At 66.5% G+C, this 26,647-nt stretch carries 14 protein-coding genes, 1 tRNA gene and 3 rRNA genes; 4 read left to right on the top strand and 14 right to left on the bottom strand.

Annotation, left to right across the window (positions count from 1 at the left end):
• Positions 1-179: 179 nt before the first annotated feature.
• Positions 180-5,675, bottom strand: a complete 5,496-nt coding sequence (locus OHU35_RS31130) for a HAMP domain-containing protein (RefSeq protein WP_359889052.1) — start codon at positions 5,673-5,675, stop codon at positions 180-182.
• A gap of 378 nt (positions 5,676-6,053) precedes the next feature.
• Here OHU35_RS31130 and OHU35_RS31125 point away from each other — a divergent pair, with 378 nt between their 5' ends.
• Positions 6,054-8,807 (top strand): SpoIIE family protein phosphatase, encoded by a 2,754-nt coding sequence (locus OHU35_RS31125; RefSeq protein ID WP_189721892.1) that lies wholly within the window; start codon positions 6,054-6,056, stop codon positions 8,805-8,807.
• A 43-nt stretch (positions 8,808-8,850) separates the two neighbouring features.
• Here OHU35_RS31125 and OHU35_RS31120 read toward each other — a convergent pair.
• From OHU35_RS31120 to thyX, 8 genes are all read right to left on the bottom strand, one after another.
• Positions 8,851-8,926 (bottom strand) — tRNA-Thr (locus tag OHU35_RS31120).
• Positions 8,927-8,998: 72 nt separating this feature from the next.
• On the bottom strand, positions 8,999-9,661 hold the full coding sequence (locus tag OHU35_RS31115) for a DegT/DnrJ/EryC1/StrS family aminotransferase (RefSeq protein WP_189721939.1): 663 nt from the start codon (positions 9,659-9,661) through the stop codon (positions 8,999-9,001).
• Between the two features lie 114 nt (positions 9,662-9,775).
• Positions 9,776-9,892 (bottom strand): 5S ribosomal RNA (gene rrf, locus OHU35_RS31110).
• Between the two features lie 91 nt (positions 9,893-9,983).
• A 23S ribosomal RNA gene (locus OHU35_RS31105) occupies positions 9,984-13,103 on the bottom strand.
• A 302-nt stretch (positions 13,104-13,405) separates the two neighbouring features.
• Positions 13,406-14,931 (bottom strand): 16S ribosomal RNA (locus OHU35_RS31100).
• The 16S, 23S and 5S rRNA genes sit together here, the layout of an rRNA operon.
• A gap of 502 nt (positions 14,932-15,433) precedes the next feature.
• Positions 15,434-17,119: a ribonuclease J gene (locus OHU35_RS31095; protein ID WP_359897371.1), complete on the bottom strand. Its 1,686-nt coding sequence runs from the start codon at positions 17,117-17,119 to the stop codon at positions 15,434-15,436.
• Positions 17,120-17,275: 156 nt separating this feature from the next.
• Positions 17,276-18,175 carry a 4-hydroxy-tetrahydrodipicolinate synthase gene (gene dapA / locus OHU35_RS31090; protein WP_359897373.1) on the bottom strand — a complete coding sequence of 300 codons (900 nt, stop codon included), beginning with the start codon at positions 18,173-18,175 and terminating at the stop codon, positions 17,276-17,278.
• 211 nt (positions 18,176-18,386) lie between these two features.
• Positions 18,387-19,127, bottom strand: a complete 741-nt coding sequence (gene thyX, locus OHU35_RS31085; RefSeq protein ID WP_189728213.1) for an FAD-dependent thymidylate synthase — start codon at positions 19,125-19,127, stop codon at positions 18,387-18,389.
• Positions 19,128-19,302: 175 nt separating this feature from the next.
• On the opposite strand from thyX, the gene OHU35_RS31080 reads away from it, so the two are divergent.
• On the top strand, positions 19,303-19,542 hold the full coding sequence (locus OHU35_RS31080) for a hypothetical protein (RefSeq protein WP_189728212.1): 240 nt from the start codon (positions 19,303-19,305) through the stop codon (positions 19,540-19,542).
• A 112-nt stretch (positions 19,543-19,654) separates the two neighbouring features.
• Positions 19,655-20,209, top strand: coding sequence for a hypothetical protein (locus OHU35_RS31075; protein ID WP_189728210.1), 555 nt, complete (start codon positions 19,655-19,657; stop codon positions 20,207-20,209).
• Positions 20,210-20,278: 69 nt separating this feature from the next.
• Here the strand turns inward: OHU35_RS31075 and OHU35_RS31070 are convergent, their stop codons facing one another.
• The 5 genes from OHU35_RS31070 to rpsO form a co-directional block, all read right to left on the bottom strand.
• Positions 20,279-20,734 carry a hypothetical protein gene (locus OHU35_RS31070; protein ID WP_359897376.1) on the bottom strand — a complete coding sequence of 152 codons (456 nt, stop codon included), beginning with the start codon at positions 20,732-20,734 and terminating at the stop codon, positions 20,279-20,281.
• Positions 20,735-20,747: 13 nt separating this feature from the next.
• Positions 20,748-21,500, bottom strand: a complete 753-nt coding sequence (gene dapB, locus OHU35_RS31065) for a 4-hydroxy-tetrahydrodipicolinate reductase (protein ID WP_189728206.1) — start codon at positions 21,498-21,500, stop codon at positions 20,748-20,750.
• Positions 21,501-21,528: 28 nt separating this feature from the next.
• Entirely contained in the window at positions 21,529-22,908 is a 1,380-nt protein-coding gene (locus tag OHU35_RS31060; protein WP_189728204.1) for a pitrilysin family protein, read from the bottom strand.
• On the bottom strand, positions 22,905-25,121 hold the full coding sequence (locus tag OHU35_RS31055; protein WP_189728202.1) for a polyribonucleotide nucleotidyltransferase: 2,217 nt from the start codon (positions 25,119-25,121) through the stop codon (positions 22,905-22,907). The genes OHU35_RS31060 and OHU35_RS31055 overlap by 4 nt, the downstream gene beginning before the upstream one ends.
• Positions 25,122-25,415: 294 nt before the next feature.
• Positions 25,416-25,703 (bottom strand): 30S ribosomal protein S15, encoded by a 288-nt coding sequence (gene rpsO / locus OHU35_RS31050; protein ID WP_189728200.1) that lies wholly within the window; start codon positions 25,701-25,703, stop codon positions 25,416-25,418.
• Positions 25,704-26,000: 297 nt separating this feature from the next.
• On the opposite strand from rpsO, the gene OHU35_RS31045 reads away from it, so the two are divergent.
• The gene (locus OHU35_RS31045) at positions 26,001-26,303 is read left to right on the top strand and encodes a DUF397 domain-containing protein (RefSeq protein ID WP_189728195.1); all 303 of its coding nucleotides are present in this window, start codon (positions 26,001-26,003) and stop codon (positions 26,301-26,303) included.
• Positions 26,304-26,647: the final 344 nt, after the last annotated feature.

The raw sequence follows: 26,647 nt of genomic DNA, 5'->3' as shown, positions 1-26,647 counted from the left end.
CCTGCCTGTCGCCACACCCTGTCACCGTGATGTCACTGTGCACGTAGCGGAAACGCAGCAGGAGACCAGAAGGTTCCCCAGATCTTGTACTTCTACACGACTATGCACACATCGAGTCGGCAACTCCGTGTGCACACCGAACCTTCCCGCCACGGTTGCGCAACGACCCGACGCTCCCCTCATTCCCCTCGCATCCACTGATCCATCACCGCGAGCAGGTGATCGGGGTCGACCGGCTTCGTGACGTAGTCGGAAGCACCCGACTCGATCGCCTTCTCCCGGTCGCCCTTCATGGCCTTCGCGGTCAGCGCGATGATCGGCAGCCCGGCGAACTGCGGCATCCTGCGGATCGCCGTGGTCGTCGCGTACCCGTCCATCTCGGGCATCATGATGTCCATCAGGACGACCGCCACGTCGTCGTGCTGCTCCAGCACCTCGATGCCCTCACGGCCGTTCTCGGCGTACAGCACGGACAGGCCGTGCTGCTCCAGGACACTGGTCAGGGCGAAGACGTTGCGGATGTCGTCGTCGACGATCAGGACCTTCTGGCCGCCGAACCGGATACCGCGGTGCGGCTTCGGTGCCGTCTGCTGCTCGGAGGGCGTCCACTGCTCCGGCGGCGCGGGGCGCGCCTCCAGCTCGGGCATCCTGCGGCGCCGCCGGAACAGGGCCGCCGGTCCGTTCTGCGTGTCGCGGTACGACTTCACCTCGGCCGGTGTGTCGACCTCCACCTCGGACAGCTCGGACGGGTCGGACGACGGCGTCACCAGGTCACCGGCCTCCAGGGCGGGCAGCTGCTGCTGGTAGCCCTGCGGCGGGAGTTCGCTGGGGTGCAGCGGCAGGTACAGCGTGAACGTCGAACCGCGGCCCGTCTCGCTCTGCGCGTAAATCTCACCGCCGAGCAGCTGGGCGATCTCCCGCGAGATGGACAGCCCGAGACCCGTACCGCCGTACTTGCGGCTGGTCGTGCCGTCGGCCTGCTTGAACGCCTCGAAGATCACCCGCATCTTGCCGGAGGCGATGCCGATGCCGGTGTCCGTCACGGAGAACGCGATCAGCTCGGCGTCCGGGTCGGTCAGCGACCCGGTCTCCAGCAGCTGCTCCCGGATCCGCTGCGGCACATCGTCCCGCGCCGGCCTGATCACCAGCTCCACCGATCCCGAGTCGGTGAACTTCACCGCGTTCGACAGCAGGTTGCGCAGCACCTGCAGCAGCCGCTGCTCGTCGGTGTGCAGCGTGGCGGGCAGCTCCGGCGACACCCGTACGGACAGGTCCAGGCCCTTCTCCGCGGTCAGCGGGCGGAACGTGGCCTCCACGTAGTCCACGAGCTGGACGAGCGCGATACGCGTCGGGGAGACGTCCATCTTGCCCGCCTCGACCTTCGACAGGTCGAGGATGTCGTTGATGAGCTGGAGCAGGTCGGAACCGGCCCCGTGGATGGTCTCGGCGAACTCGACCTGCTTCGGGGAGAGGTTCCCCTCGGCGTTGTCGGCGAGCAGCTTGGCCAGGATCAGCAGCGAGTTGAGCGGCGTACGCAGCTCGTGCGACATGTTCGCCAGGAACTCGCTCTTGTAGCGCATCGACACGGCGAGCTGCTCGGCGCGCTCCTCCAGGACCTGCCGCGCCTCCTCGATCTCGGTGTTCTTCACCTCGATGTCGCGGTTCTGCTGGGCCAGCAGCTCGGCCTTCTCCTCCAGTTCGGCGTTGGACGCCTGGAGGGCCTTCTGCCGCTGCTCCAACTCCGCCGACCGCTCACGCAGTTGCTCGGTCAGCTCCTGCGACTGCGCCAGCAGCAGCTCGGTCTTGGTGTTGACGGAGATGGTGTTGACGCTCGTCGCGATCATCTCGGCGATCTGGTTGAGGAAATCCTTCTGGATCTGCGTAAAGGGAGTGAAGGAGGCCAACTCGATGACACCGAGCACGCTGCCCTCGAACAGGACCGGCAGCACGATCACCTGCGCGGGCGGCGCCTCGCCGAGCCCCGAGGAGATCTTCAGATAGCCGCTCGGCGCGTTCTCCACCAGGATCGTGCGCTTCTCCTCGGCGGCCGTCCCGACCAGCGCCTCACCCGGCTGGAACGATGTCGGCATGGAACCCATCGAGTAGCCGTACGAGCCGAGCATGCGCAGCTCGTACTGGTCGTCGCCCGCGGCGTTCTTGTCCTCGCCGTCGACGAGCGGCATCGCCAGGAAGAACGCGCCGTGCTGCGCGGACACCACCGGCGTCAGCTCGCTCATGATCAGCGAGGCCACGTCCTCCAGGTCGCGGCGGCCCTGCATCAGTGCGGAGATCCGGGCCAGGTTGCCCTTGAGCCAGTCCTGCTCCTTGTTGGCGATCGTGGTGTCACGCAGGTTGGCGATCATCTTGTTGATGTAGTCCTGGAGCTCCTGGATCTCCCCGGACGCGTCCACGTCGATCTTCAGATTCAGGTCGCCACGGGTCACCGCGGTCGCCACGCGCGCGATGGCACGCACCTGCCGGGTCAGGTTCCCGGCCATCTCGTTCACGGACTCGGTCAGGTCGCGCCACGTCCCGTCGACGTCACGCACGCGTGCCTGCCCGCCGAGCTGCCCTTCCGTACCCACCTCGCGGGCGACCCGGGTGACCTCCTCGGCGAAGGAGGACAGCTGGTCGACCATCGTGTTGATGGTCGTCTTCAGCTCCAGGATCTCGCCGCGCGCGTCGATGTCGATCTTCTTCGTCAGGTCACCCTTGGCGATGGCCGTGGTCACCATGGCGATGTTGCGCACCTGGCCGGTCAGGTTGGACGCCATGCCGTTCACGGACTCGGTGAGGTCCTTCCACGTACCGGCCACACCCGGCACATGCGCCTGCCCGCCGAGGATGCCGTCCGTGCCCACCTCACGGGCCACCTTGGTGACCTGCTCGGCGAACGAACTCAGCGTCTTCACCATCGTGTTGATGGTGTCGGCGAGCTGCGCGACCTCACCGCGCGCCTCGATCGTGACCTGCCGCGTCAGGTCACCGTTGGCGACCGCCGCCGAGACCTGGGAGATGTTCCGCACCTGCGTGGTGAGGTTCTTGGCCATCAGGTTGACGTTGTCGCTCAGGTCCTTCCAGATGCCCGTGACACCCGGCACGTGCGCCTGTCCGCCCAGGATGCCCTCGGTGCCCACCTCACGGGCCACCCGGGTCACCTGCTCGGCGAAGGAGGACAGCTGGTCCACCATCGTGTTGACGGTCGTGACGAGCTCGAGGATCTCGCCCTTGGCGTCGACGGTGATCTTCTTCGACAGATCGCCCCGGGCGACCGCGGTCGTGACCTCGGCGATGTTGCGCACCTGGATGGTCAGGTTGTTCGCCATGCCGTTCACGGACTGGGTGAGGTCCTTCCAGGTGCCGGAGACACCCTGTACCTCGGCCTGGCCGCCCAGGATGCCCTCCGTTCCCACCTCACGGGCCACACGCGTGACCTCCTGGGCGAACGACGACAGCTGATCCACCATCGTGTTGAGGGTGTTCTTCAGCTCCAGGATCTCCCCGCGCGCGTCCACGTCGATCTTCTGCGACAGATCACCCCGGGCCACCGCGGTCGCGACCTGCGCGATGTTGCGCACCTGCGCGGTGAGGTTGCCGGCCATGCCGTTCACGGAGTCCGTCAGGTCACGCCACACACCGGCTACCCCGGGCACCTGCGCCTGACCGCCCAGCCGGCCGTCCGTACCCACCTCACGGGCGACCCGGGTCACCTGGTCGGCGAAGGCCGAGAGCTGGTCGACCATCGTGTTGATGGTGTTCTTCAGCTCGAGGATCTCCCCGCGCGCGTCGACGTCGATCTTCTGGGACAGGTCGCCCCGGGCCACGGCCGTCGTCACCTGCGCGATGTTGCGCACCTGGGAGGTGAGGTTCCCGGCCATGGAGTTGACGGAGTCGGTGAGCTCCTTCCACGTACCGGACACGCCGTCCACCCGGGCCTGACCGCCGAGACGGCCCTCCGTGCCCACGTCCCGGGCCATCCGGGTCACCTGGTCGGCGAAGCTCGACAGCTGGTCCACCATCGTGTTCACGGTGTTCTTCATCTTGAGCATCTCGCCGGAGACGTCGACCGTGACCTTCTGCGAGAGGTCACCGTTGGCCACCGCCGTCGTCACCTGCGCGATGTTCCGCACCTGTCCGGTGAGGTTCCGGAACGCCGTGTTGACGGAGTCCGTCAGGTCCTTCCACGTCCCGGCCACACCCGGCACCTGCGCCTGACCGCCCAGCTCACCCTCGACACCGATTTCACGTGCCACACGGGTCACTTCTGCACCGAAGGCGGACAGCTGGTCGACCATCGTGTTGACGGTGTTCTTCAACTCCAGCATCTCGCCGGCCACGTCCACGGTGACCTTCTGCGACAGATCACCGTTGGCCACGGCCGTCGTCACGGCGGCGATGTCCCGCACCTGAGTGGTCAGATTCCGGAAGACCGTGTTCACCGAATCGGTGAGGTCCTTCCACGTCCCCGCCGCACCCGGCACGTTCGCCTGACCACCGAGCCGCCCCTCGGCCCCGACCTCGTTGGCCACACGCGTGACCTCGTCCGCGAAGATCCGCAGCGTCTCGGTCATCTGGTTGATCGTCTCGGCGAGCTGCGCGACCTCGCCCCGCGCCTGCACGGTCACCTTCCGCGACAGGTCACCGTTGGCGACCGCCGTCGTCACCTCCGCGATGCCGCGCACCTGGGCCGTGAGGTTCCCGGCCATGGTGTTCACGGAGTCGGTGAGCTCCTTCCACACACCGTCCACACCGGGCACCCGCGCCTGCCCGCCCAGCGCGCCCTCGGTGCCCACCTCTCGGGCCACCCGGGTCACCTCGGAGGAGAACGCCGACAGCTGGTCCACCATCGTGTTGACGGTGTTCTTCAGCTCCAGCATCTCGCCGGCCACCTGAACAGTGACCTTCCGCGACAGATCACCCTTGGCGACCGCCGTCGTCACCAGCGCGATGTCCCTCACCTGGGCCGTCAGCCGGTACGCCATCGTGTTGACGGAGTCCGTGAGATCCCGCCACGAACCCGACATGCCACGTACGCGCGCCTGCCCGCCCAGCTTGCCCTCGGTGCCCACCTCACTGGCCACACGCGTGACCTCGTCGGTGAACGTCGACAGCTGGTCAACCAGGTTGTTGACCGTCCGTCCGACCTTCAGGAACTCTCCGCGCAGCGGATGCCCGTTCCCGTCCGGGGCCTGCGTCCGCAATTCCATCCGCGGTGACAGATCGCCCTCGGCCACCGCGGACAGCACCCGGCTGACCTCGGAAACCGGCCGCACCAGGTCGTCCACCAGGGCGTTCGAGTTGTCGATCGCCGTCGACCACGAGCCCTCGCAGGCCCCGGTCTCCAGCCGCTCGGTGAGCTTGCCCTCACGGCCCACCATCCGCCGCACCCGGGCCAGCTCGCCCGTCAGATGCAGATTGCGGTCGGCCACTTCGTTGAAAACGGCCGCGATCTCGGCCATCACGCCGTCCCCGGACACCGTGAGCCGCTTGCGGAAGTTCCCGTCCCGCATCGACACCAGGGCCGCCATCAGACGGTTCAGGGCTGCCGTGTCCACCTCAGTGGTGCCATTGCGCGTTTTGCCCTGATTACCTGGGGACTGTTTGCCCTGGTTGCTCGGGGACTGTCCGCCTTTCGCGCGCGTCTTCGTGCCACGCGTCGCTGCGCCAGACTCCACTGTGTCCCTCCCGCAGGGGTCGACCGTCACTGCTGTGCTCGGGTACCGCGCTCCGCGTACCAGTTACTACTGCGTATTCTCTGCCCTGCATATCAGGCTCTCGCCAGAGGGCTGCTGCCCGCCGTACGCCTTGGGCACTCAGCCTGCCCGGACCTTCACAAGAAGCTTGCCCAGTGTTTCACCCTGGCCGAACCAGGCCATAACAGTTCGGCAGCTTCGCACATCGTCCGCACACCCTCCGGACGGAAACACTGCAGACCGGCACCCGAATGGACCGCGAAGGTAAGTAACCTTGCATCCGGCTGTCCAGCCGCGCCGGTCCGTCCGGCCTGGGCGGTGGCACGAAGACGAGCGGGCATCGGAGGGGCGGCCGCACACATGACCACCGGACTGATCCCGGGGGGACAGCCCCCGGACCCCCGGCCGACGGGCAGCCTGCCGCAACAGCGGCGCGAGCCGGTCGGTCACGCAGCCCAGCACGTCGAGAACCGGTCAAGGAGTTCTGTGATCACCGCGCGCGCGGCCGCCAGTTTCGAGCCCGTCGGGCGATCTGTCGCGAGCGCCCGCTCCTTCGTCCGCGACACCCTCCAGGGCTGGGGCTTCGCCGACATCGTCGACGACGCCGTGGTTCTCACGAGCGAACTGGTGACCAACGCCGTGGTCCACGCCGGCACCTCCGCCGACCTGCTGTGCCTGCGCAGCGACGAGGGCGTGCGCATCGAGGTGGCCGACCGGTATCCCGAGCGCGAGATCCCGCTCCAGGGCGCGGCCATCAACATGGGCAACCCCGACCGCGAAGGCGGCCGCGGCCTCCAGCTCTGCGCGGCCCTCGCCGGCCGCTGGGGCGTCGAGTACACCCCCACGCACAAAACCGTCTGGTTCCAACTCGATCTGCCCGCACGCGCGGTGGGCACCCGAGCGGCCGGACCTGCCCTCCCCGCCGATCTCCTCCCCCTCGCCGACGGCCGGGTCCGCGTGGCCGTCATCCAGATCGACCGCACCGGCCACATCACCGCCTGGAGCGAGGACGCCGAGGAACTCTTCGGCTACCCGGCCGAGCAGGTCACCGGCAAGCCCCTCACCGACCTCGCGGCCTGGCCGCACACCCCGGGCACCAGCACCGGCATCGCCGAGGCACTCCAGCTCTCCCGCTGGGAGGGCAGTTACGGCATCCGCGCCGCCAGCGGCCGCGTCACCCCCGTCTACGCCTCCCACCTGCGCGTCCGCGACACCGGCGGCGAACCGTCAACTGTGTGCCTCGTCGTACGGGACCACGAACGGGCCGTTCTTCAGACGCCCCTGCGCGTCCCCGCCTCCGACACCTCGACCACCTCCGAGGGCCAGGGCACCGACCCCTTCGAGGTGTTCATCGGCTACCCCGCCCCGGACGACCTCGACGGCCTCCTCCAGCGCACGGTGGAGCGCGCCCGCGACATGCTCGACGGCGACTCGGCGTTCCTCTTGCTGGCCACCGACGACGAGACGGAGCTGGAGGTCCGCGCCTCCACAGGCCTGCCCTCGGCACGCCAGCGCTTCGCCCGCGTCCCCGTCGAGGCGGGCCCCGGCCGCTACGGTTCGGCCCGCATGCCGGCCGTCCACGACGACCTGACGGCGGTCCCCGGCGCGGTGCCGTTGCTGAACGGCACGGGCATGCGCTCGATCGTCACGGTCCCGCTGAAGGTCGAGGGCCGCCTCACCGGCTCCCTCGGCGTCGCCGCCGAAGCCCCCGGCAGATACTCCAACGAGGAGGCGCTGCGCCTCCAGTTCGCCGCCGACCGCATCGCACTCGCCGTCGAATCGGCCCGCCTCGGCGAACTGGAACGCCTGCGCCGTGGCTCCCTGAATTTCCTGGTCGAGGCCTCCGACCTGCTCGCCGGCACCCTGGACCGCGACCAGACCCTGGCCTTGATGGCCCAGATGACGGTCCCCACCCTTGCCACCTGGTGTGCCGTCTACACGATCGCCCACCAGGCTTCGGAGCCGTACCTGTCGTACGTCCTGCACGAGGACGAGGAACTCATCGACGGCATCAAGTCCCTGCTGTCGAAGGTCCCCCCGCCGGACCCGGTCCCCACCCCCGGCGCCCGCGTCTGGACGGCCCCCGGCGAAGTGGCCCACCAGGCGGCCCTGCGCAGTTCCATGCGCAGCCTCGGCCTCAGCGGCGGCCCGACCCGCCAGGTCACGCCCGGCATCGGCCCGACCCTCGCCACAGCCTCGGCCGTGGGCGGCGAGACAGTCGTCCTCCCCTTGGTCGCCCGCAACCGCGTCATCGGCATGCTGACCCTCGGCAAGCCGACCGACGAACACTTCCGCCAGGAGATCCTGGAACTCGCCGAGGACCTCTCTCGCCGAGCCGCCCTGGCCCTCGACAACGCCCGCCTCTACTCGGAGCGCACGGCGATCAGCCAGGCCCTCCAGCGCAGCCTCCTGCCCCCGGAGCTCCCCGTGATCGCGGGCGTCGAGGTCGAGGTCATCTACCGCGCCGCCGGCGAGGGCAACGAGGTCGGCGGCGACTTCTACGACGTCTTCCCCATCAGCGACGGCGCCTACGGCTTCGCCATCGGCGACGTCTGCGGTACGGGCCCGAACGCCGCAGCGGTCACCGGCCTGGCCCGCCACGCCCTGCGCCTCCTGGCCCGCGAGGGCCTCAGCGGCCCGGCGGTCCTGGAACGCCTCAACTCCGCGATCCTCGACGAGGGCGCACGCAGCCGCTTCCTCACCCTCCTCTACGGCGAGATGCGGCCCCAGGAGGACGGCAGCGCGGAACTGAAGGTCGTCTGCGCCGGCCACCCTCTCCCGCTGCGCCTGCGCCAGGACGGCTCGGTCGAACCGGCAGCCGAACCTCAGCCGCTCCTCGGCGTCATCGAGGACCTGGAGCTCTACGAGCAGACGGTCACCCTCGACCCGGGAGACGTCCTCCTGTGCGTCACGGACGGCGTCACCGAACGCCGCGAAGGCGCCCGCATGCTGGGCGACGACGGCCTCGCCGACGTCCTCACGACCTGCACGGGCCTGACAGCCGGAGCGGTCGCGGCCCGCATCATGCGCGCGGTGGAACGCTTCGCGTCGGACGCTCCGTCCGACGACATGGCGATCCTGGCCATGCGCGTCCCGGGCCTCCAAAAGGATTAGGACATGAAGAAGGCCCCACCCGTACGGGTGGGGCCTTTTCTGCTGGAGCCCCCAAGCGGAATCGAACCGCTGACCTTCTCCTTACCATGGAGACGCTCTACCGACTGAGCTATAGGGGCCTGTCGCGTTGCGGTTTCCCGCTCGGCAACGGAATAGATCATACCCCGAACAGACCCGTGCTCCCAACCACGTCAGAAGGCGGGCTGCAGCAGCCCTCCAAGGGCGTTGCAGGCGGACACGATCCGCTGCATGTCCCGCTTGGTCAGCGTCGCATCTACGGGCAACGCAAGCGTCTCGTCAGCAGCTCGCTCCGTCTCCGGGAGAGAAACACACCGACGGAATTCGGGCAGCCGATGCACCGGGGTCTTCACCGGCACCCGGCATTCAACTCCCTTGGCCCGCACAGCCCGCGCGAAGGCGTCCCGGTCCGGTCGCCCGTTGCCCGGAACCCGCACGACGTACTGCTGATAGGTGTGCCCGTCACCGTCGTCCGGCGTCCGCACTCCCCTCAGCTTCGCGTCGAGGTAGCCCGCGCGCTCCCTGCGCTGAGCTATCTCGTCGTACGGCGCCTCGGACTCTCCCTGCTCCAGCACGAGCAGTCCGTGTCGCGCTCCCAACGTGTGCAACCGCGCGATGTCGGCGAGCCGCCCGAAGCGGTGCACGACAACCACGGCCGCGGTGCGCGGAGTTACCGCCGCTTCCACAGCGACGGCGTCGAGGCAGTAGGTGACAGGATCTATGTCGGCGAACACCGGCATCGCCCCGGCCATGGCAACGGCCTCGGCGACCTCGACGTTCCCGAAGGCCGGCACGACGACCTCGTCACCGAGTCCGACTCCGGCGGCCCTGAGCATTGCAGCAGTACCCATGCTTTGGATGCTGAGCGCGCAACGTGAACTTCAAGTGACGCGCAACAAAAAAGGGTTGGTCCCGTAACCGAAGTTACGGGACCAACCCATTCAATGATTGTTCGGCGGCGTCCTACTCTCCCACAGGGTCCCCCCTGCAGTACCATCGGCGCTGAAAGGCTTAGCTTCCGGGTTCGAAATGTAACCGGGCGTTTCCCTAACGCTATAACCACCGAAACACTATGAAACTGTAAACTGCCGCACCATACCGTGACCTGGCATGGGGCTGTTCGTGGTTTCAGAACCAACACAGTGGACGCGAGCAACTGAGGACAAGCCCTCGGCCTATTAGTACCGGTCAACTCCACACGTTACCGTGCTTCCATATCCGGCCTATCAACCCAGTCGTCTACTGGGAGCCTTACCCTCTCAAGGAGGTGGGAATACTCATCTCGAAGCAGGCTTCCCGCTTAGATGCTTTCAGCGGTTATCCCTCCCGAACGTAGCCAACCAGCCATGCCCTTGGCAGAACAACTGGCACACCAGAGGTTCGTCCGTCCCGGTCCTCTCGTACTAGGGACAGCCCTTCTCAATATTCCTACGCGCACAGCGGATAGGGACCGAACTGTCTCACGACGTTCTAAACCCAGCTCGCGTACCGCTTTAATGGGCGAACAGCCCAACCCTTGGGACCGACTCCAGCCCCAGGATGCGACGAGCCGACATCGAGGTGCCAAACCATCCCGTCGATATGGACTCTTGGGGAAGATCAGCCTGTTATCCCCGGGGTACCTTTTATCCGTTGAGCGACGGCGCTTCCACAAGCCACCGCCGGATCACTAGTCCCGACTTTCGTCCCTGCTCGACCCGTCGGTCTCACAGTCAAGCTCCCTTGTGCACTTACACTCAACACCTGATTGCCAACCAGGCTGAGGGAACCTTTGGGCGCCTCCGTTACTCTTTAGGAGGCAACCGCCCCAGTTAAACTACCCATCAGACACTGTCCCTGATCCGGATCACGGACCCAGGTTAGACATCCAGCACGACCAGACTGGTATTTCAACGACGACTCCACCCACACTGGCGTGCGAGTTTCAAAGTCTCCCAGCTATCCTACACAAGCCGAACCGAACACCAATATCAAACTGTAGTAAAGGTCCCGGGGTCTTTCCGTCCTGCTGCGCGAAACGAGCATCTTTACTCGTAGTGCAATTTCACCGGGCCTATGGTTGAGACAGTCGAGAAGTCGTTACGCCATTCGTGCAGGTCGGAACTTACCCGACAAGGAATTTCGCTACCTTAGGATGGTTATAGTTACCACCGCCGTTTACTGGCGCTTAAGTTCTCAGCTTCGCCACCCCGAAGAGTGACTAACCGGTCCCCTTAACGTTCCAGCACCGGGCAGGCGTCAGTCCGTATACATCGCCTTACGGCTTCGCACGGACCTGTGTTTTTAGTAAACAGTCGCTTCTCGCTGGTCTCTGCGGCCACCCCCAGCTCGAGGAGCAAGTCCTCTCACCAGATGTGGCCCCCCTTCTCCCGAAGTTACGGGGGCATTTTGCCGAGTTCCTTAACCATAGTTCACCCGAACGCCTCGGTATTCTCTACCTGACCACCTGAGTCGGTTTAGGGTACGGGCCGCCATGAAACTCGCTAGAGGCTTTTCTCGACAGCATAGGATCATCCACTTCACCACAATCGGCTCGGCATCAGGTCTCAGCCTTGTGTGCGACGGATTTACCTATCGCACGGCCTACACCCTTACCCCGGGACAACCACCGCCCGGGATGGACTACCTTCCTGCGTCACCCCATCACTCACCTACTAACCGCTTGGTCCGGCGGCTCCACCACTTTCCTTTCCCCGAAGGGTCCGGAACGGCTTCACGGCCTTAGCATCACGATGCTCGATGTTTGACGCTTCACAGCGGGTACCGGAATATCAACCGGTTATCCATCGACTACGCCTGTCGGCCTCGCCTTAGGTCCCGACTTACCCTGGGCAGATCAGCTTGACCCAGGAACCCTTAGTCAATCGGCGCAAACGTTTCTCACGTTTGTATCGCTACTCATGCCTGCATTCTCACTCGTGAACCGTCCACAACTCGCTTACGCGGCTGCTTCACCCGGCACACGACGCTCCCCTACCCATCACAGCAGGCGTTGGCCCTTATGCTGCAATGACACGACTTCGGCGGTACGCTTGAGCCCCGCTACATTGTCGGCGCGGAATCACTAGACCAGTGAGCTATTACGCACTCTTTCAAGGGTGGCTGCTTCTAAGCCAACCTCCTGGTTGTCTCTGCGACTCCACATCCTTTCCCACTTAGCGTACGCTTAGGGGCCTTAGTCGATGCTCTGGGCTGTTTCCCTCTCGACCATGGAGCTTATCCCCCACAGTCTCACTGCCGCGCTCTCACTTACCGGCATTCGGAGTTTGGCTAAGGTCAGTAACCCGGTAGGGCCCATCGCCTATCCAGTGCTCTACCTCCGGCAAGAAACACGCGACGCTGCACCTAAATGCATTTCGGGGAGAACCAGCTATCACGGAGTTTGATTGGCCTTTCACCCCTAACCACAGGTCATCCCCCAGGTTTTCAACCCTGGTGGGTTCGGTCCTCCACGAAGTCTTACCTCCGCTTCAACCTGCCCATGGCTAGATCACTCCGCTTCGGGTCTTGAGCGTGCTACTAAAACGCCCTATTCGGACTCGCTTTCGCTACGGCTTCCCCACCCGGGTTAACCTCGCAACACACCGCAAACTCGCAGGCTCATTCTTCAAAAGGCACGCAGTCACGAGACATCAGCAAGCTGATGTCCGACGCTCCCACGGCTTGTAGGCACACGGTTTCAGGTACTATTTCACTCCGCTCCCGCGGTACTTTTCACCATTCCCTCACGGTACTATCCGCTATCGGTCACCAGGGAATATTTAGGCTTAGCGGGTGGTCCCGCCAGATTCACACGGGATTTCTCGGGCCCCGTGCTACTTGGGTGTCTCTCAAACGAGCCGCTGATGTTTCGACTACGGGGGTCTTACCCTCTACGCCGGACCTTTCGCATGTCCTTCGCCTACATCAACGGTTTCTGACTCGTCCTGTTGCCGGCAGACAACAGAAGAGAGATCCCACAACCCCGTATACGCAACCCCTGCCGGGTCTCACACGCATACGGTTTGGCCTCATCCGGTTTCGCTCGCCACTACTCCCGGAATCACGGTTGTTTTCTCTTCCTGCGGGTACTGAGATGTTTCACTTCCCCGCGTTCCCTCCACACTGCCTATGTGTTCAGCAGTGGGTGACAGCCCATGACGACTGCCGGGTTTCCCCATTCGGAAACCCCCGGATCAAAGCCTGGTTGACGACTCCCCGGGGACTATCGTGGCCTCCCACGTCCTTCATCGGTTCCTGGTGCCAAGGCATCCACCGTGCGCCCTTAAAAACTTGGCCACAGATGCTCGCGTCCACTGTGCAGTTCTCAAACAACGACCAGCCACCCATCACCCCACCCTTTCAGGCGAGTTCACTGGGGCCGGCGACTGAGGAAAAGTTCGTTCCCTCAGACACCCAACAGCGTGCCCGACACACTCCCCGCTCCCCTCAACGTTCCACACTCAAAGAGCAGTACTAGAAGGAGAAGACGATCAAGTGTGCCGAATAGTCAACGTTCCACCCATGAGCAACCAGCATCAGACATTCGCTGATGTACTGGCCTCTGAACCAGGCAAGCCTGGCTTAGAAGTGCTCCTTAGAAAGGAGGTGATCCAGCCGCACCTTCCGGTACGGCTACCTTGTTACGACTTCGTCCCAATCGCCAGTCCCACCTTCGACAGCTCCCTCCCACAAGGGGTTGGGCCACCGGCTTCGGGTGTTACCGACTTTCGTGACGTGACGGGCGGTGTGTACAAGGCCCGGGAACGTATTCACCGCAGCAATGCTGATCTGCGATTACTAGCGACTCCGACTTCATGGGGTCGAGTTGCAGACCCCAATCCGAACTGAGACCGGCTTTTTGAGATTCGCTCCACCTCGCGGTATCGCAGCTCATTGTACCGGCCATTGTAGCACGTGTGCAGCCCAAGACATAAGGGGCATGATGACTTGACGTCGTCCCCACCTTCCTCCGAGTTGACCCCGGCGGTCTCCCGTGAGTCCCCAGCACCACAAGGGCCTGCTGGCAACACGGGACAAGGGTTGCGCTCGTTGCGGGACTTAACCCAACATCTCACGACACGAGCTGACGACAGCCATGCACCACCTGTACACCGACCACAAGGGGGCGCCTGTCTCCAGACGTTTCCGGTGTATGTCAAGCCTTGGTAAGGTTCTTCGCGTTGCGTCGAATTAAGCCACATGCTCCGCCGCTTGTGCGGGCCCCCGTCAATTCCTTTGAGTTTTAGCCTTGCGGCCGTACTCCCCAGGCGGGGCACTTAATGCGTTAGCTGCGGCACGGACAACGTGGAATGTTGCCCACACCTAGTGCCCACCGTTTACGGCGTGGACTACCAGGGTATCTAATCCTGTTCGCTCCCCACGCTTTCGCTCCTCAGCGTCAGTATCGGCCCAGAGATCCGCCTTCGCCACCGGTGTTCCTCCTGATATCTGCGCATTTCACCGCTACACCAGGAATTCCGATCTCCCCTACCGAACTCTAGCCTGCCCGTATCGACTGCAGACCCGGGGTTAAGCCCCGGGCTTTCACAACCGACGTGACAAGCCGCCTACGAGCTCTTTACGCCCAATAATTCCGGACAACGCTCGCGCCCTACGTATTACCGCGGCTGCTGGCACGTAGTTAGCCGGCGCTTCTTCTGCAGGTACCGTCACTTTCGCTTCTTCCCTGCTGAAAGAGGTTTACAACCCGAAGGCCGTCATCCCTCACGCGGCGTCGCTGCATCAGGCTTTCGCCCATTGTGCAATATTCCCCACTGCTGCCTCCCGTAGGAGTCTGGGCCGTGTCTCAGTCCCAGTGTGGCCGGTCGCCCTCTCAGGCCGGCTACCCGTCGTCGCCTTGGTGAGCCATTACCTCACCAACTAGCTGATAGGCCGCGGGCTCATCCTGCACCGCCGGAGCTTTCCACCATCAAAGATGCCCAAGATGGTCAATATCCGGTATTAGACCCCGTTTCCAGGGCTTGTCCCAGAGTGCAGGGCAGATTGCCCACGTGTTACTCACCCGTTCGCCACTAATCCCCACCGAAGTGGTTCATCGTTCGACTTGCATGTGTTAAGCACGCCGCCAGCGTTCGTCCTGAGCCAGGATCAAACTCTCCGTGAATGTGTACCGGTAATCCGGTCGACACCACGAGAGCGGAACAGTCAGGCGGAATAAGCCCGACCGTTCACAGCGTCCTCGCTGTGTTTTTTCAAAGGAACCTCGTCCCAGCGAATGCTGGAGACGGGGTATCAACATATCTGGCGTTGACTTTTGGCACGCTGTTGAGTTCTCAAGGAACGGTCGCTTCCTTTGTACTCACCCTCTCGGGCTTTCCTCCGGGCGCTTCCCTTCGGTCTTGCGTTTCCGACTCTATCAGATCTTTCCGATCCGATTTCCTCGGTGCTTTCCAGGTTCCCGCTTTCGCGTTTCCCTTTCCGGCGGTTCCGACTTTATCAGAAGTTTCTGAGTCGGATTTCCCCTCCCTCGGCCGAAGCATGATCCCCGGCGCTGAGTTGGCCGGGTGCCCCGTCGGGAGGAGTTGTAAACCTACTGGAGCGGGGCTCCTCGATGCAAATCGAGGAGCCCCGCTCCCAGTTGGCGCCTGCTCGGACCCGACGGTCCGTCAGACCTCGACGACCACAGGCAGGATCATCGGCCGGCGCCGGTAGTTGTCCGAGACCCACTTGCCCAGCGTGCGGCGAACGAGCTGCTGGAGCTGGTGGGGTTCGACCACGCCGTCCTGGGCGGAGCGTTCGAGCACCTCCGTGATCCGGGGGGCCACGTCGCCGAAGGCGGAGTCCTCGATGCCGGAACCGCGAGCCTGGATGTGCGGGCCGCCGGTGATCTTTCCGGTGGACGAGTCGATGACCAGGAAGACGGAGATGATGCCCTCGTCGCCGAGGATCCTGCGGTCCTTGAGGGCCGGCTCGCCCACGTCGCCGACCGAGAGGCCGTCGACGTAGACGTAACCCGCCTGGACCTTGCCGGAGATCTTCGCCTTGCCCTCGATGAGGTCGACGACCACTCCGTCCTCGGCGATGACGATGCGGTCGTGCGGGACGCCGGTCAGGGCGCCCAGCTCGGCGTTGGCGCGCAGGTGGCGCCATTCGCCGTGCACCGGCATGAGGTTCTTCGGGCGGCAGATGTTGTAGAAGTACAGCAGCTCGCCCGCGGACGCGTGGCCGGAGACGTGGACCTTGGCGTTGCCCTTGTGGACCACGTTGGCGCCCCAGCGGGTGAGGCCGTTGATCACGCGGTAGACCGCGTTCTCGTTGCCGGGGATCAGGGACGACGCCAGGATCACCGTGTCGCCCTGGACGATGCGGATCTGGTGGTCCCTGTTGGCCATCCTGGAGAGCGCCGCCATGGGCTCGCCCTGGGAGCCCGTGCAGACCAGGACCACCTCGCTGTCCGGGAGGTCGTCGAGCGTCTTGACGTCCACGACCAGGCCCGGGGGGACCTTCAGGTAGCCCAGGTCCCGTGCGATGCCCATGTTGCGGACCATGGAGCGGCCGACGAAGGCGACCCGGCGGCCGTACTCGTGCGCCGCGTCCAGGATCTGCTGGATGCGGTGCACATGGCTGGCGAAGCTCGCGACGATGATGCGCTTGCGGGCGCCGGCGAAGACCTGGCGCAGGACGTTGGAGATCTCCCGCTCGGGCGGGACGAATCCCGGGACCTCGGCGTTCGTCGAGTCCGAGAGGAGGAGGTCGATTCCCTCCTCGCTCAGACGTGCGAACGCGTGGAGGTCCGTGAGGCGGCTGTCCAGCGGGAGCTGGTCCATCTTGAAGTCGCCGGTGTGGACCGCCATGCCCGCAGGGGTGCGGATGGCCACGGCCAGCGCGTCCGGGATGGAGTGGTTGACCGCGACGAACTCGCAGTCGAAGGGGCCGATGCGCTCGCGGTGCCCTTCCGTCACCTCGAGGGTGTACGGGCGGATGCGGTGCTCCTGGAGCTTGGCCTCGATGAGGGCGAGGGTCAGCTTGGAGCCGATCAGCGGGATGTCCGGCTTCTCTCGCAGGAGGAACGGGACGCCGCCGATGTGGTCCTCGTGGCCGTGCGTGAGGACGATGCCCTCGATGTCGTCGAGGCGGTCCCTGATGGACGAGAAGTCCGGCAGGATCAGGTCGATTCCGGGCTGCTCCTCCTCGGGGAAGAGCACTCCGCAGTCGACGATCAGCAGGCGGCCGCCGTACTCGAAGACCGTCATGTTGCGGCCGATCTCACCGAGACCGCCGAGCGGGGTGACGCGCAGGCCGCCATCGGGGAGCGGCGGGGGCGGGCCGAGTTCAGGATGCGGATGACTCAAAAGACTCTCCTCACCACACGCGCCACGTACCGGTAGGGCACGTGGCGCGCGTGACGTTCGTGCAGAAGCAGTTGTCTGTGTGGGGTGCGCGGGCACCGGTGGCCCGCTTATTCAGTTGTGAAGCACGCGCGCGGGAGTCCCGCGCGAAGTCTGGTGTCAGAGCTGTACCCCGCCGGCGGCAAGATCGATCTTGAGTTGCTCGATCTCTTCTGGCGCGCACTCGACCATGGGGGCGCGCAGGGGCCCGGCGGGCAGGCCCTTGAGGGCGAGCGCCGCCTTGGTCGTCATCACGCCCTGGGTGCGGAACATGCCCGTGTAGACGGGGAGCAGCTTCTGGTGGATCTCGGTGGCCTTCTGGACGTCACCCGAGGTGTACGCCTCGACCAGGGCGCGCAGCTCGGGGGTGACCACATGGCCGACGACGGAGACGAAGCCGACCGCGCCGACCGAGAGCAGGGGGAGGTTCAGCATGTCGTCGCCGGAGTACCAGGCGAGGCCGGAGGTGGCGATGGCCCAGCTCGCGCGGCCGAGGTCGCCCTTGGCGTCCTTGTTGGCGACGATGCGCGGGTGCTCGGCGAGGCGGACGAGCGTCTCGGTGTTGATCGGGACGCCACTGCGGCCGGGGATGTCGTAGAGCATGACCGGCAGGCCGGCGGCGTCGGCGATGGCCGTGAAGTGCCGGTAGAGGCCCTCCTGCGGGGGCTTGTTGTAGTACGGCGTCACGACGAGCAGGCCGTGTGCGCCGGTGCGCTCCGCCGCACGGGCGAGTTGGATGCTGTGGTGGGTGTCGTTGGTGCCGACGCCGGCCACCACGTGGGCGCGATCGCCCACCGCCTCCAGGACCGCCCGTACGAGATCCGCTTTCTCCGCGTCGCTGGTGGTCGGGGACTCGCCGGTGGTCCCATTGATGATCAGGCCGTCGTTGCCTGCGTCCACCAGGTGGGTGGCGAGCCGCTGCGCGCCGTCGAGGTCGAGTGCGCCGTCCGCCTTGAAGGGCGTGACCATGGCGGTGAGGACCCGCCCGAAGGGGGTCTGCGGAGTCGAGGTCGGAGCCATGGGTTACACGCTACTCGTTGCTCAGGACCGGGTCTGCCCTAGGGGCAGGCGACAAGTCGTGACAAAGGTGGAGCCCGGCACTGCCTGCTCGGGGGTTCAAGCAGTGCCGGACCCGTTCGATCAGGCTAAGTGAACTTCTCGAAATGCCGCAATACGGACACTTCGCACGGCTGAACCGTACATGTGTACCTGATCGGGGAACGGGGCCGCGTTACGGCGCCACGCGGCCGTTCGCGTTGAAGGCTGCGTAGGTGAGCGGCATGAGCCGGGCCCACTCGGCCTCCATCTTCTCGCCCACCATCTCGATCTCACGCTGCGGGAAGGACGGGACCTTGGCCAGCTCGTGCTGGGTGCGCAGGCCGAGGAAGTGCATCAGCGAGCGGGCGTTGCAGGTGGCGTACATCGAGGAATACAGGCCGACCGGGAGGACCGCGCGGGCGACCTCACGGGCGACGCCGGCGGCGAGCATCTCCTGGTAGGCCTCGTACGCCTGCCGGTAGGAGTCCTCCATCACACGGCCGACCAGCTCCTGCTGGGCCTGGGTGCCCTCCACGAAGACGTACTTGCCGGGACGGCCCTCCTGGACGAGCTTGCGGGACTCGTCGGGGACGTAGAAGACCGACTCGAGCTCCCGGTACCGGCCCGACTCCTCGTTGTACGACCAGCCGACGCGGTGCCGCATGAACTCGCGGAAGACGAAGATCGGGGCGCTGATGAAGAAGGTCATCGAGTTGTGCTCGAACGGGCTGCCGTGCCGGTCCCGCATCAGGTAGTTGATCAGGCCCTTGGAACGCTCGGGGTCCTTGTCCAGCTCCTCCAGGGACTGCTCGCCGAGGGTCGAGACGCGGGCGGCGAAGAGGACGTCCGCGTCGGACGCGGTGTGCTTGACCAGCTCGACGGTGACGTCGCTGCGGTAGCTGGGCTTGGGGTCGTCGGCTGGGGTGTCGGTCACGGTTGGCAGGGCCTTCCCATCTCGTCGTGTGGCGACGTCACTCTACGGCCCGTCGAAATCAGAGCGATCGGTGGCGTGCCGCAATGAAGTCGGTGAAACAGGGCACCTCTGAGGGAGTTCCTTCGTCTCTATAGACGAGAGTGATCCGTTCCACCCCGAAGGAGAAACAACCCTGATGTTCGGTCGGCGTGAACCCGTACCGTTTGCCTTCGTCGCCGAGGCCGACAGGTTCCGCAGCAATATCACTCCCCCACCGCGTGAGCGGCTGTCGGTCAGCCAGAAGGCCGGGCGCTGGCTGATGGGCCTGACCATCGTGGCGGGGCTTGTGGGTTCCCTGGTCATCGGGACACCCGCGCTGACGGTCGAGCGCCCGGACTCGCATCCGCAGCAGTCGCAGGCGTCCCAGAACCACTGAGCCACCGCGGGCCGGCGGTGACTCCATCCGGCCCCCTGCCAGTGGTGACCGTCGAAGCAGATCGGTAGCCTCACCGGGCACAGCCCACGCATGGATCGAGTGAGGACCAGCCGTGCCCCTGCCCTTCCTGACGGCCGACCGCGTTTTCGACGCGGCGGACGACGTTCCGCTGCCGCACGACGACCGTGACACCTGGCGGCGGCCGTACCGCCCGGGGCCGTGGCGGGTGGGGGCGGCGGCGCTGGCGCTGCTGCTCGCCTCGTTCGTGCTGTTCGCCGCGGTCATCATCGCGGCGACGGCCGAACCGACCTCGGCCGGGCTGGTCTTCGCTCTCGCGCTGCTCGTCATCGCCGGGGCGCTGCGGCTGCTGCGCATGGGCGTGTGGGTGAGTGCGCGCGGGCTGCGGCACGTGGGTTTCCTCACGACACGTACGGCGCCCTGGGCGCAGGTCGTCTCGGTGCGCACGGTGCAGCAGCCGGTGCGCTGGCTGGGGCTCCCCCGGACCCTGCAGGGCCAGGCGCTGCTGCTCGTCCGGCGGGGACAGGCCGCGGACGGTGTGCCGCCGCTGCTGACGACGCACAACGCGGACTTCCTGGGCCGGACGGAGGCGTTCGAGCGAGCGGCCGACGCGGTGGGGGCATGGGCCGACGAGTACGGCCCGCGCTGACGTCCTGATGACATGCCGGCGGGGCCGGACCGTGCGCGGTCCGGCCCCGCCGGCATGTGTGGGTGCGGCTCAGGCGGCTTCGGGCTGCCTGCCGTCGTGCAGGGCGATCGCGCGTTGCATCGCCTTGCGGGCGCGCGGGGTGTCGCGGGCGTCGTGGTAGGCCACGGCCAGGCGGAACCAGGTGCGCCAGTCGCCGGGGGCGGCCTCCGTCTCGGCCTTGCGCCGGGCGAACACCTCGTCGGCCGAGTCCCGGTCGACGCGCCCGCTGGGGGTGCGCCTCAACTCGTCGACGGGCAGGCCGCCCTCGGCGTCGAGTTCGGCGGCGAGCTGGTTGGCCCTGCGGACGAACTGCGTGTTCTTCCACAGGAACCACAGACCGATGACCGGCAGGATCAGCACCGCGACGCCGAAGGTGACGGTGAGGGGCGTGCCGGTCTCGATGAGCAGGATGCCTCGGCTGCCGACCAGGACGAAGTAGACGACCAGGACGGCGGCCGTGAGGGCGTAGGTGAGCTTCGCGCGCATGACGGTCAGGGGCTCAGCTCAGGTCCAGGAAGTGTTCCAGGCCGAAGGTCAGGCCAGGGACGCTCCCCACACGGCGGGCGCCGAGCAGGATGCCCGGCATGAAGCTGCTGTGGTGGAGCGAGTCGTGCCGGACCGTCAGGGTCTCGCCCTCGGCGCCGAGCAGGACCTCCTGGTGGGCCAGCAGCCCGCGCAGCCGGACGGCGTGCACCGGGACGCCGTCGACGTCGGCGCCGCGGGCGCCGTCCAGGGCGGTGGCCGTGGCGTCGGGGGCCGGGGCGGAGCCGGCGTTGCGGCGGGCCTCGGCGATGAGCTGGGCGGTGCGCGTGGCGGTGCCGGAGGGGGCGTCCACCTTGTTCGGGTGGTGCAGCTCGACGACCTCGACCGACTCGAAGTACGGGGCGGCGAGCTGTGCGAACTTCATGGTCAGGACGGCCCCGATGGAGAAGTTGGGGGCGATGAGCACGCCCGTCTCCGGGGACTTCTCCAGCCAGCCGTTCAGCTGCGCGAGGCGCTCGTCGGTCCAGCCCGTCGTACCGACGACCGCGTGGATGCCGTGGCGCACGCAGTAGTCGAGGTTGGCCATGACCGAGTCGGGCGTGGTCAGTTCGACCACGACCTGGGCGCCGGTCTCGGCCAGCGTCTCCAGCTTGTCGCCCCGGCTCAAGGCGGCGACCAGTTCCATGTCCTCGGCGGCCTCCACGGCTCGAACGGCTTCCGAGCCGATCCGGCCCTTGGCGCCGAGGACCGCCACGCGCAGCTTGCTCATCTCTTGTGCTCCTTCACCAGGGGGTTCGTCAGGCGACGGCGTCGTGCAGGCGGGCCGCCTGTTTGTCCTTCAGCGGGCCGATGACCGACAGGGAAGGCCGCCGTCCCAGGATCTCGCGGGCCACCGAGCGAACGTCGTCCGGGGTGACCGACGTTATCCGGGCCAGCATGTCGTCGACGGACATCTGCTCGCCCCAGCACAGCTCGCTCTTGCCGATACGGTTCATCAGCGCGCCGGTGTCCTCGAGGCCGAGGACCGTGGAGCCCCGGAGCTGGCCGATGGCGCGCCCGATCTCCTCGTCGGAGAGGCCGTGCTCGGCGACCTGGTCGAGTTCGTCGCGGCAGATCTTCAGCACGTCGTGCACCTGCGACGGCCTGCACCCGGCGTACACGCCGAAGAGGCCGCAGTCGGCGAAGCCGGAGGTGTACGAGTACACGCTGTAGGCCAGGCCGCGCTTCTCGCGCACCTCCTGGAAGAGGCGGGACGACATGCCGCCGCCGAGCGCGGTGTTGAGCACGCCCAGGGCCCAGCGCCGCTCGTCCGTGCGGGACAGGCCCGGCATGCCGAGCACGACGTGCGCCTGCTCGGTCTTGCGGTCGATCAGCTCGAGACGGCCCGCGGTGCGCAGGGCGCGCCGGCCACCGCGCGGGGCTACGGGCTCGGCGCTCGGTTCCCTGAAGGCACCGGCCTTCTCGAAGGCGGCGCGGACCTGCCGTACGACCTTCGCGTGGTCGACGTTGCCCGCGCAGGCGACCACGAGGTGGGTCGGGTCGTAGTGCTTCTTGTAGAAGCGGCGGATGCGGTCGGCGGTGAGGGCGTTGACCGTGTCGACCGTGCCGAGGACCGGGCGGCCGAGGGGGTTGTCGCCGAACATCGTGTGCGCGAACAGATCGTGCACGCAGTCGCCCGGGTCGTCCTCGGTCATGGCGATCTCTTCGAGGATCGCGCCCCGCTCGACGTCGACGTCCTCCTCGAGGATCCGGGAGCCCGTCAGCATGTCGCAGACGACGTCGATGGCGAGCGGCAGGTCGGTGTCGAGCACGCGTGCGTAGTAGCACGTGTACTCCTTGGCCGTGAACGCGTTCATCTCGCCGCCGACCGCGTCGATCGCGGCGGAGATGTCCAGGGCGGACCTGCGGTCGGTGCCCTTGAAGAGCAGGTGCTCCAGGTAGTGCGTGGCGCCGTTCAGGGCCGGGGTCTCGTCGCGGGAGCCGACGTGCGCCCAGATGCCGAAGGTCGCGGAGCGGACCGAGGGCAGGGTCTCGGTGACGATGCGCAGGCCGCCGGGGAGGGTGGTCTTGCGGACCGTGCCGATGCCGTTGGTGCCCTTGATCAGGGTTTGGGTACGGGCGACGGCCCGCGCCTCCGAGGAGGTGCGGGCCGTCGCCGTCGAGCTGCTCGACGTCACTTGTCGGTGTCGTCCTTCGTCTCTGCGTCGTCTTCGCCCTCGATCACGGGGATCAGGGAGAGCTTGCCGCGGGAGTCGATCTCGGCGATCTCGACCTGGACCTTGTGGCCCACACCGAGGACGTCCTCGACGTTCTCCACGCGCTTGCCGCCGGCGAGCTTGCGGATCTGCGAGATGTGCAGCAGACCGTCCTTGCCCGGGAGCAGCGACACGAACGCGCCGAAGGTGGTGGTCTTCACGACCGTACCCAGGTAGCGCTCGCCGACCTCCGGCATGGTCGGGTTGGCGATGCCGTTGATCGTGGTGCGGGCGGCCTCGGCGGACGGTCCGTCGACCGCGCCGATGTAGATCGTGCCGTCGTCCTCGATCGTGATGTCGGCGCCGGTGTCCTCCTGGATCTGGTTGATCATCTTGCCCTTGGGGCCGATGACCTCGCCGATCTTGTCCACGGGGATCTTGACGGTGATGATCCGCGGGGCGTTCGGGGACATCTCGTCCGGCGTGTCGATCGCTTCCATCATCACGTCGAGGATGTGGAGGCGGGCGTCACGGGCCTGCTTGAGGGCGGCGGCCAGGACGGAGGCCGGGATGCCGTCCAGCTTGGTGTCGAGCTGGAGGGCGGTCACGAAGTCCTTCGTGCCGGCGACCTTGAAGTCCATGTCGCCGAAGGCGTCCTCCGCACCGAGGATGTCGGTGAGGGTGACGTAGTGCGTCTCGCCCTCGATCTCCTGGGAGATCAGGCCCATGGCGATACCGGCGACGGGGGCCTTCAGCGGCACACCGGCGTTCAGCAGCGACATGGTGGAGGCGCAGACCGAGCCCATGGACGTCGAGCCGTTGGAGCTCAGCGCCTCGGAGACCTGGCGGATCGCGTAGGGGAACTCCTCGCGCGTCGGCAGGACCGGCACGAGGGCGCGCTCGGCGAGGGCGCCGTGGCCGATCTCGCGGCGCTTCGGGGAGCCGACGCGGCCGGTCTCACCGGTGGAGTACGGCGGGAAGTTGTAGTTGTGCATGTAGCGCTTGCGCGTCACCGGCGACAGCGTGTCGAGCTGCTGCTCCATGCGGAGCATGTTCAGCGTCGTGACACCCAGGATCTGGGTCTCGCCACGCTCGAACACGGCGGAGCCGTGGACCCGCGGGATGGCCTCGACCTCGGCGGCCAGGGTGCGGATGTCGGTGACACCGCGGCCGTCGATGCGCTTCTTCTCCTTGATGACGCGCTCACGGACCAGGGTCTTGGTCAGCGAGCGGTACGCGGCGGAGATCTCCTTCTCGCGGCCCTCGAACTCCGGCAGGAGCTTCTCGGCGGCGAGCGCCTTGACGCGGTCCAGCTCGGACTCGCGCTCCTGCTTGGCGGCGATCGTCAGCGCGGAGGCGAGCTCCGGCTTGACGGCGGCGGTGAGGGCCTCGAGGACGTCGTCCTGGTAGTCCAGGAAGATCGGGAACTCGCCGGTGGGCTTGGCGGCCTTGGCGGCGAGGTCCGACTGGGCCTTGCAGAGCACCTTGATGAAGGGCTTCGCGGCGTCCAGACCGGCCGCGACGACCTCCTCGGTCGGCGCCTCGGAGCCGCCCTCGACCAGCTTGATGGTCTTCTCGGTGGCCTCGGCCTCGACCATCATGATCGCGACGTCGCCGTCCTCCAGGGTGCGGCCCGCGACGACCATGTCGAAGACGGCGTCCTCGAGCTCGGAGTGCGTCGGGAAGGCCACCCACTGGCCGTTGATCAGCGCGACGCGGACGCCGCCGATCGGGCCGGAGAAGGGCAGGCCGGCCAGCTGCGTGGACGCGGAGGCGGCGTTGATCGCCACGACGTCGTACAGGTGGTCGGGGTTGAGCGCCATGATCGTGGCGACGACCTGGATCTCGTTGCGCAGGCCCTTCTTGAAGGACGGGCGCAGCGGGCGGTCGATCAGGCGGCAGGTGAGGATGGCGTCCTCGGAGGGACGGCCCTCGCGGCGGAAGAAGCTGCCGGGGATCTTGCCGGCGGCGTACATCCGCTCCTCGACGTCCACCGTCAGGGGGAAGAAGTCGAGCTGGTCCTTGGGGTTCTTGGAGGCGGTGGTGGCCGACAGCACCATGGTGTCGTCGTCCAGGTACGCCACGGCGGAGCCGGCGGCCTGCTTGGCCAGGCGGCCCGTCTCGAAGCGGATGGTGCGGGTGCCGAAGGCGCCATTGTCGATGACGGCCTCGGCGTAGTGGGTCTCGTTCTCCACTAGCGTTATCTCCTCGTCCTCGTCTCGGCTGCCCGTGTGGCAGGGAGACGGTTGCGGAGAGCGCGCCGTGCTGTGCGGGCCGGTCTTCGATCGAAGCCCTCGGGGCTCGCATTCCCCCGGGGGCCACTACCGAGGACCGGCGGCGGCTAGGTGCGCTTCTCCTCGTTCTGGGTCGTACGTCCTGTGTCGTACGACATGCGTTGTGCTACCACACTACAAAGGGGCGGCGACACTACGCACGTACAGCAAAGGGAGCGGTCCCCTTTCCCCGGGAACCGCTCCCCTCACGACGTCTTACTTGGCGCCCGCCGCACCACGGCGGATGCCGAGGCGGTCGACCAGCACACGGAAGCGCTGGATGTCCTTCTTCGCCAGGTACTGGAGAAGGCGGCGACGCTGACCCACGAGGATCAGCAGGCCACGGCGGGAGTGGTGGTCGTGCTTGTGGGTCTTGAGGTGCTCGGTCAGGTCCGTGATACGGCGCGAGAGCATGGCGACCTGGACCTCGGGGGAGCCGGTGTCGCCCTCCTTCTGGCCGAACTCGGTGATGATCTGCTTCTTCGTAGCGGCGTCGAGCGGCACGCGTACTCCTCGTAGTCTGTGATGGCCACCGAGTGCCCCCGGTCTGTGTCTCGGGGGAGCTTCCATGACTCGGAAGGCGGGGATCCGCTGGGCGCGGCCTCCAGGGCGGTGAGCTCCGGGGGTGCGTACACAAACGGCCGTCGACCAGGGTACCAGGCGGTCAGGGGCGTCCTTGCCCTGGTCTCCGAACCTCCCGGCCGGGGCGGAGGGGGCCACTAGGGTGAGCGGGTTCGGATCGTTCGCACGTCGATGATCCGCACTTCGGGAACGGGTACGTCGGGAAGGGGTCGCTGCGGCATGGCGGAGACGGCTGAGGAGATCAAGGCACGCAAGGAGCGGGAGCGGGACGAGCTCTACGCGCTCGACATCTCCGGTGTCGAGTGGCACAGCGCGCCGGGCACCGAGGAGCACGAGGAGCGGGTCGAGATCGCGTACCTGCCCGAGGGGGCCGTGGCCATGCGGTCCTCGCTCGACCCGGACACGGTGCTGCGCTACACGGAGGCGGAGTGGCGGGCGTTCGTGCTGGGGGCGCGGGACGGCGAGTTCGATCTGGAGCCGGGGGCGCACAACGGGGAGCCGCAGGCGGAGGCCGGGCAGTAGGTGTCGCGGAGCGCGACGAGGGGTGAGCCGGTGACCGGCCGCCCCTCGTCGCCTTTTCTCGTGACCTCAAGGCACCTTCAAGGCACCTTCCTGGCAAGGTGGTTCGAGGTTCTTCACGTTTATCGCCCTTTTTGTTCACCAAAGTGTGTGCTGCGTACGTCACTTCCGGGCAGCTTCTGAGCAGGTTGTGACGCGGCGGACAGGTGCTCGGGGGTGGACGGGCCTGCCGAGGCGGGGCTTGTGGTGATTAGGCTGGGACGGGGCGCCACGTCAGAACCCGTGGAGTGGGCGTCGGTGCCCCAGGGGGAGAGCGGGGCGCCTGTGGATCGGACGACCTCGGACGA

Origin of the sequence: Streptomyces purpurascens (assembly GCF_045040895.1) — a bacterium.
In the GTDB taxonomy this organism is placed as follows: Bacteria; Actinomycetota; Actinomycetes; order Streptomycetales; family Streptomycetaceae; genus Streptomyces; species Streptomyces purpurascens.
This window is presented reverse-complemented; position numbering and strand designations above follow the sequence as displayed.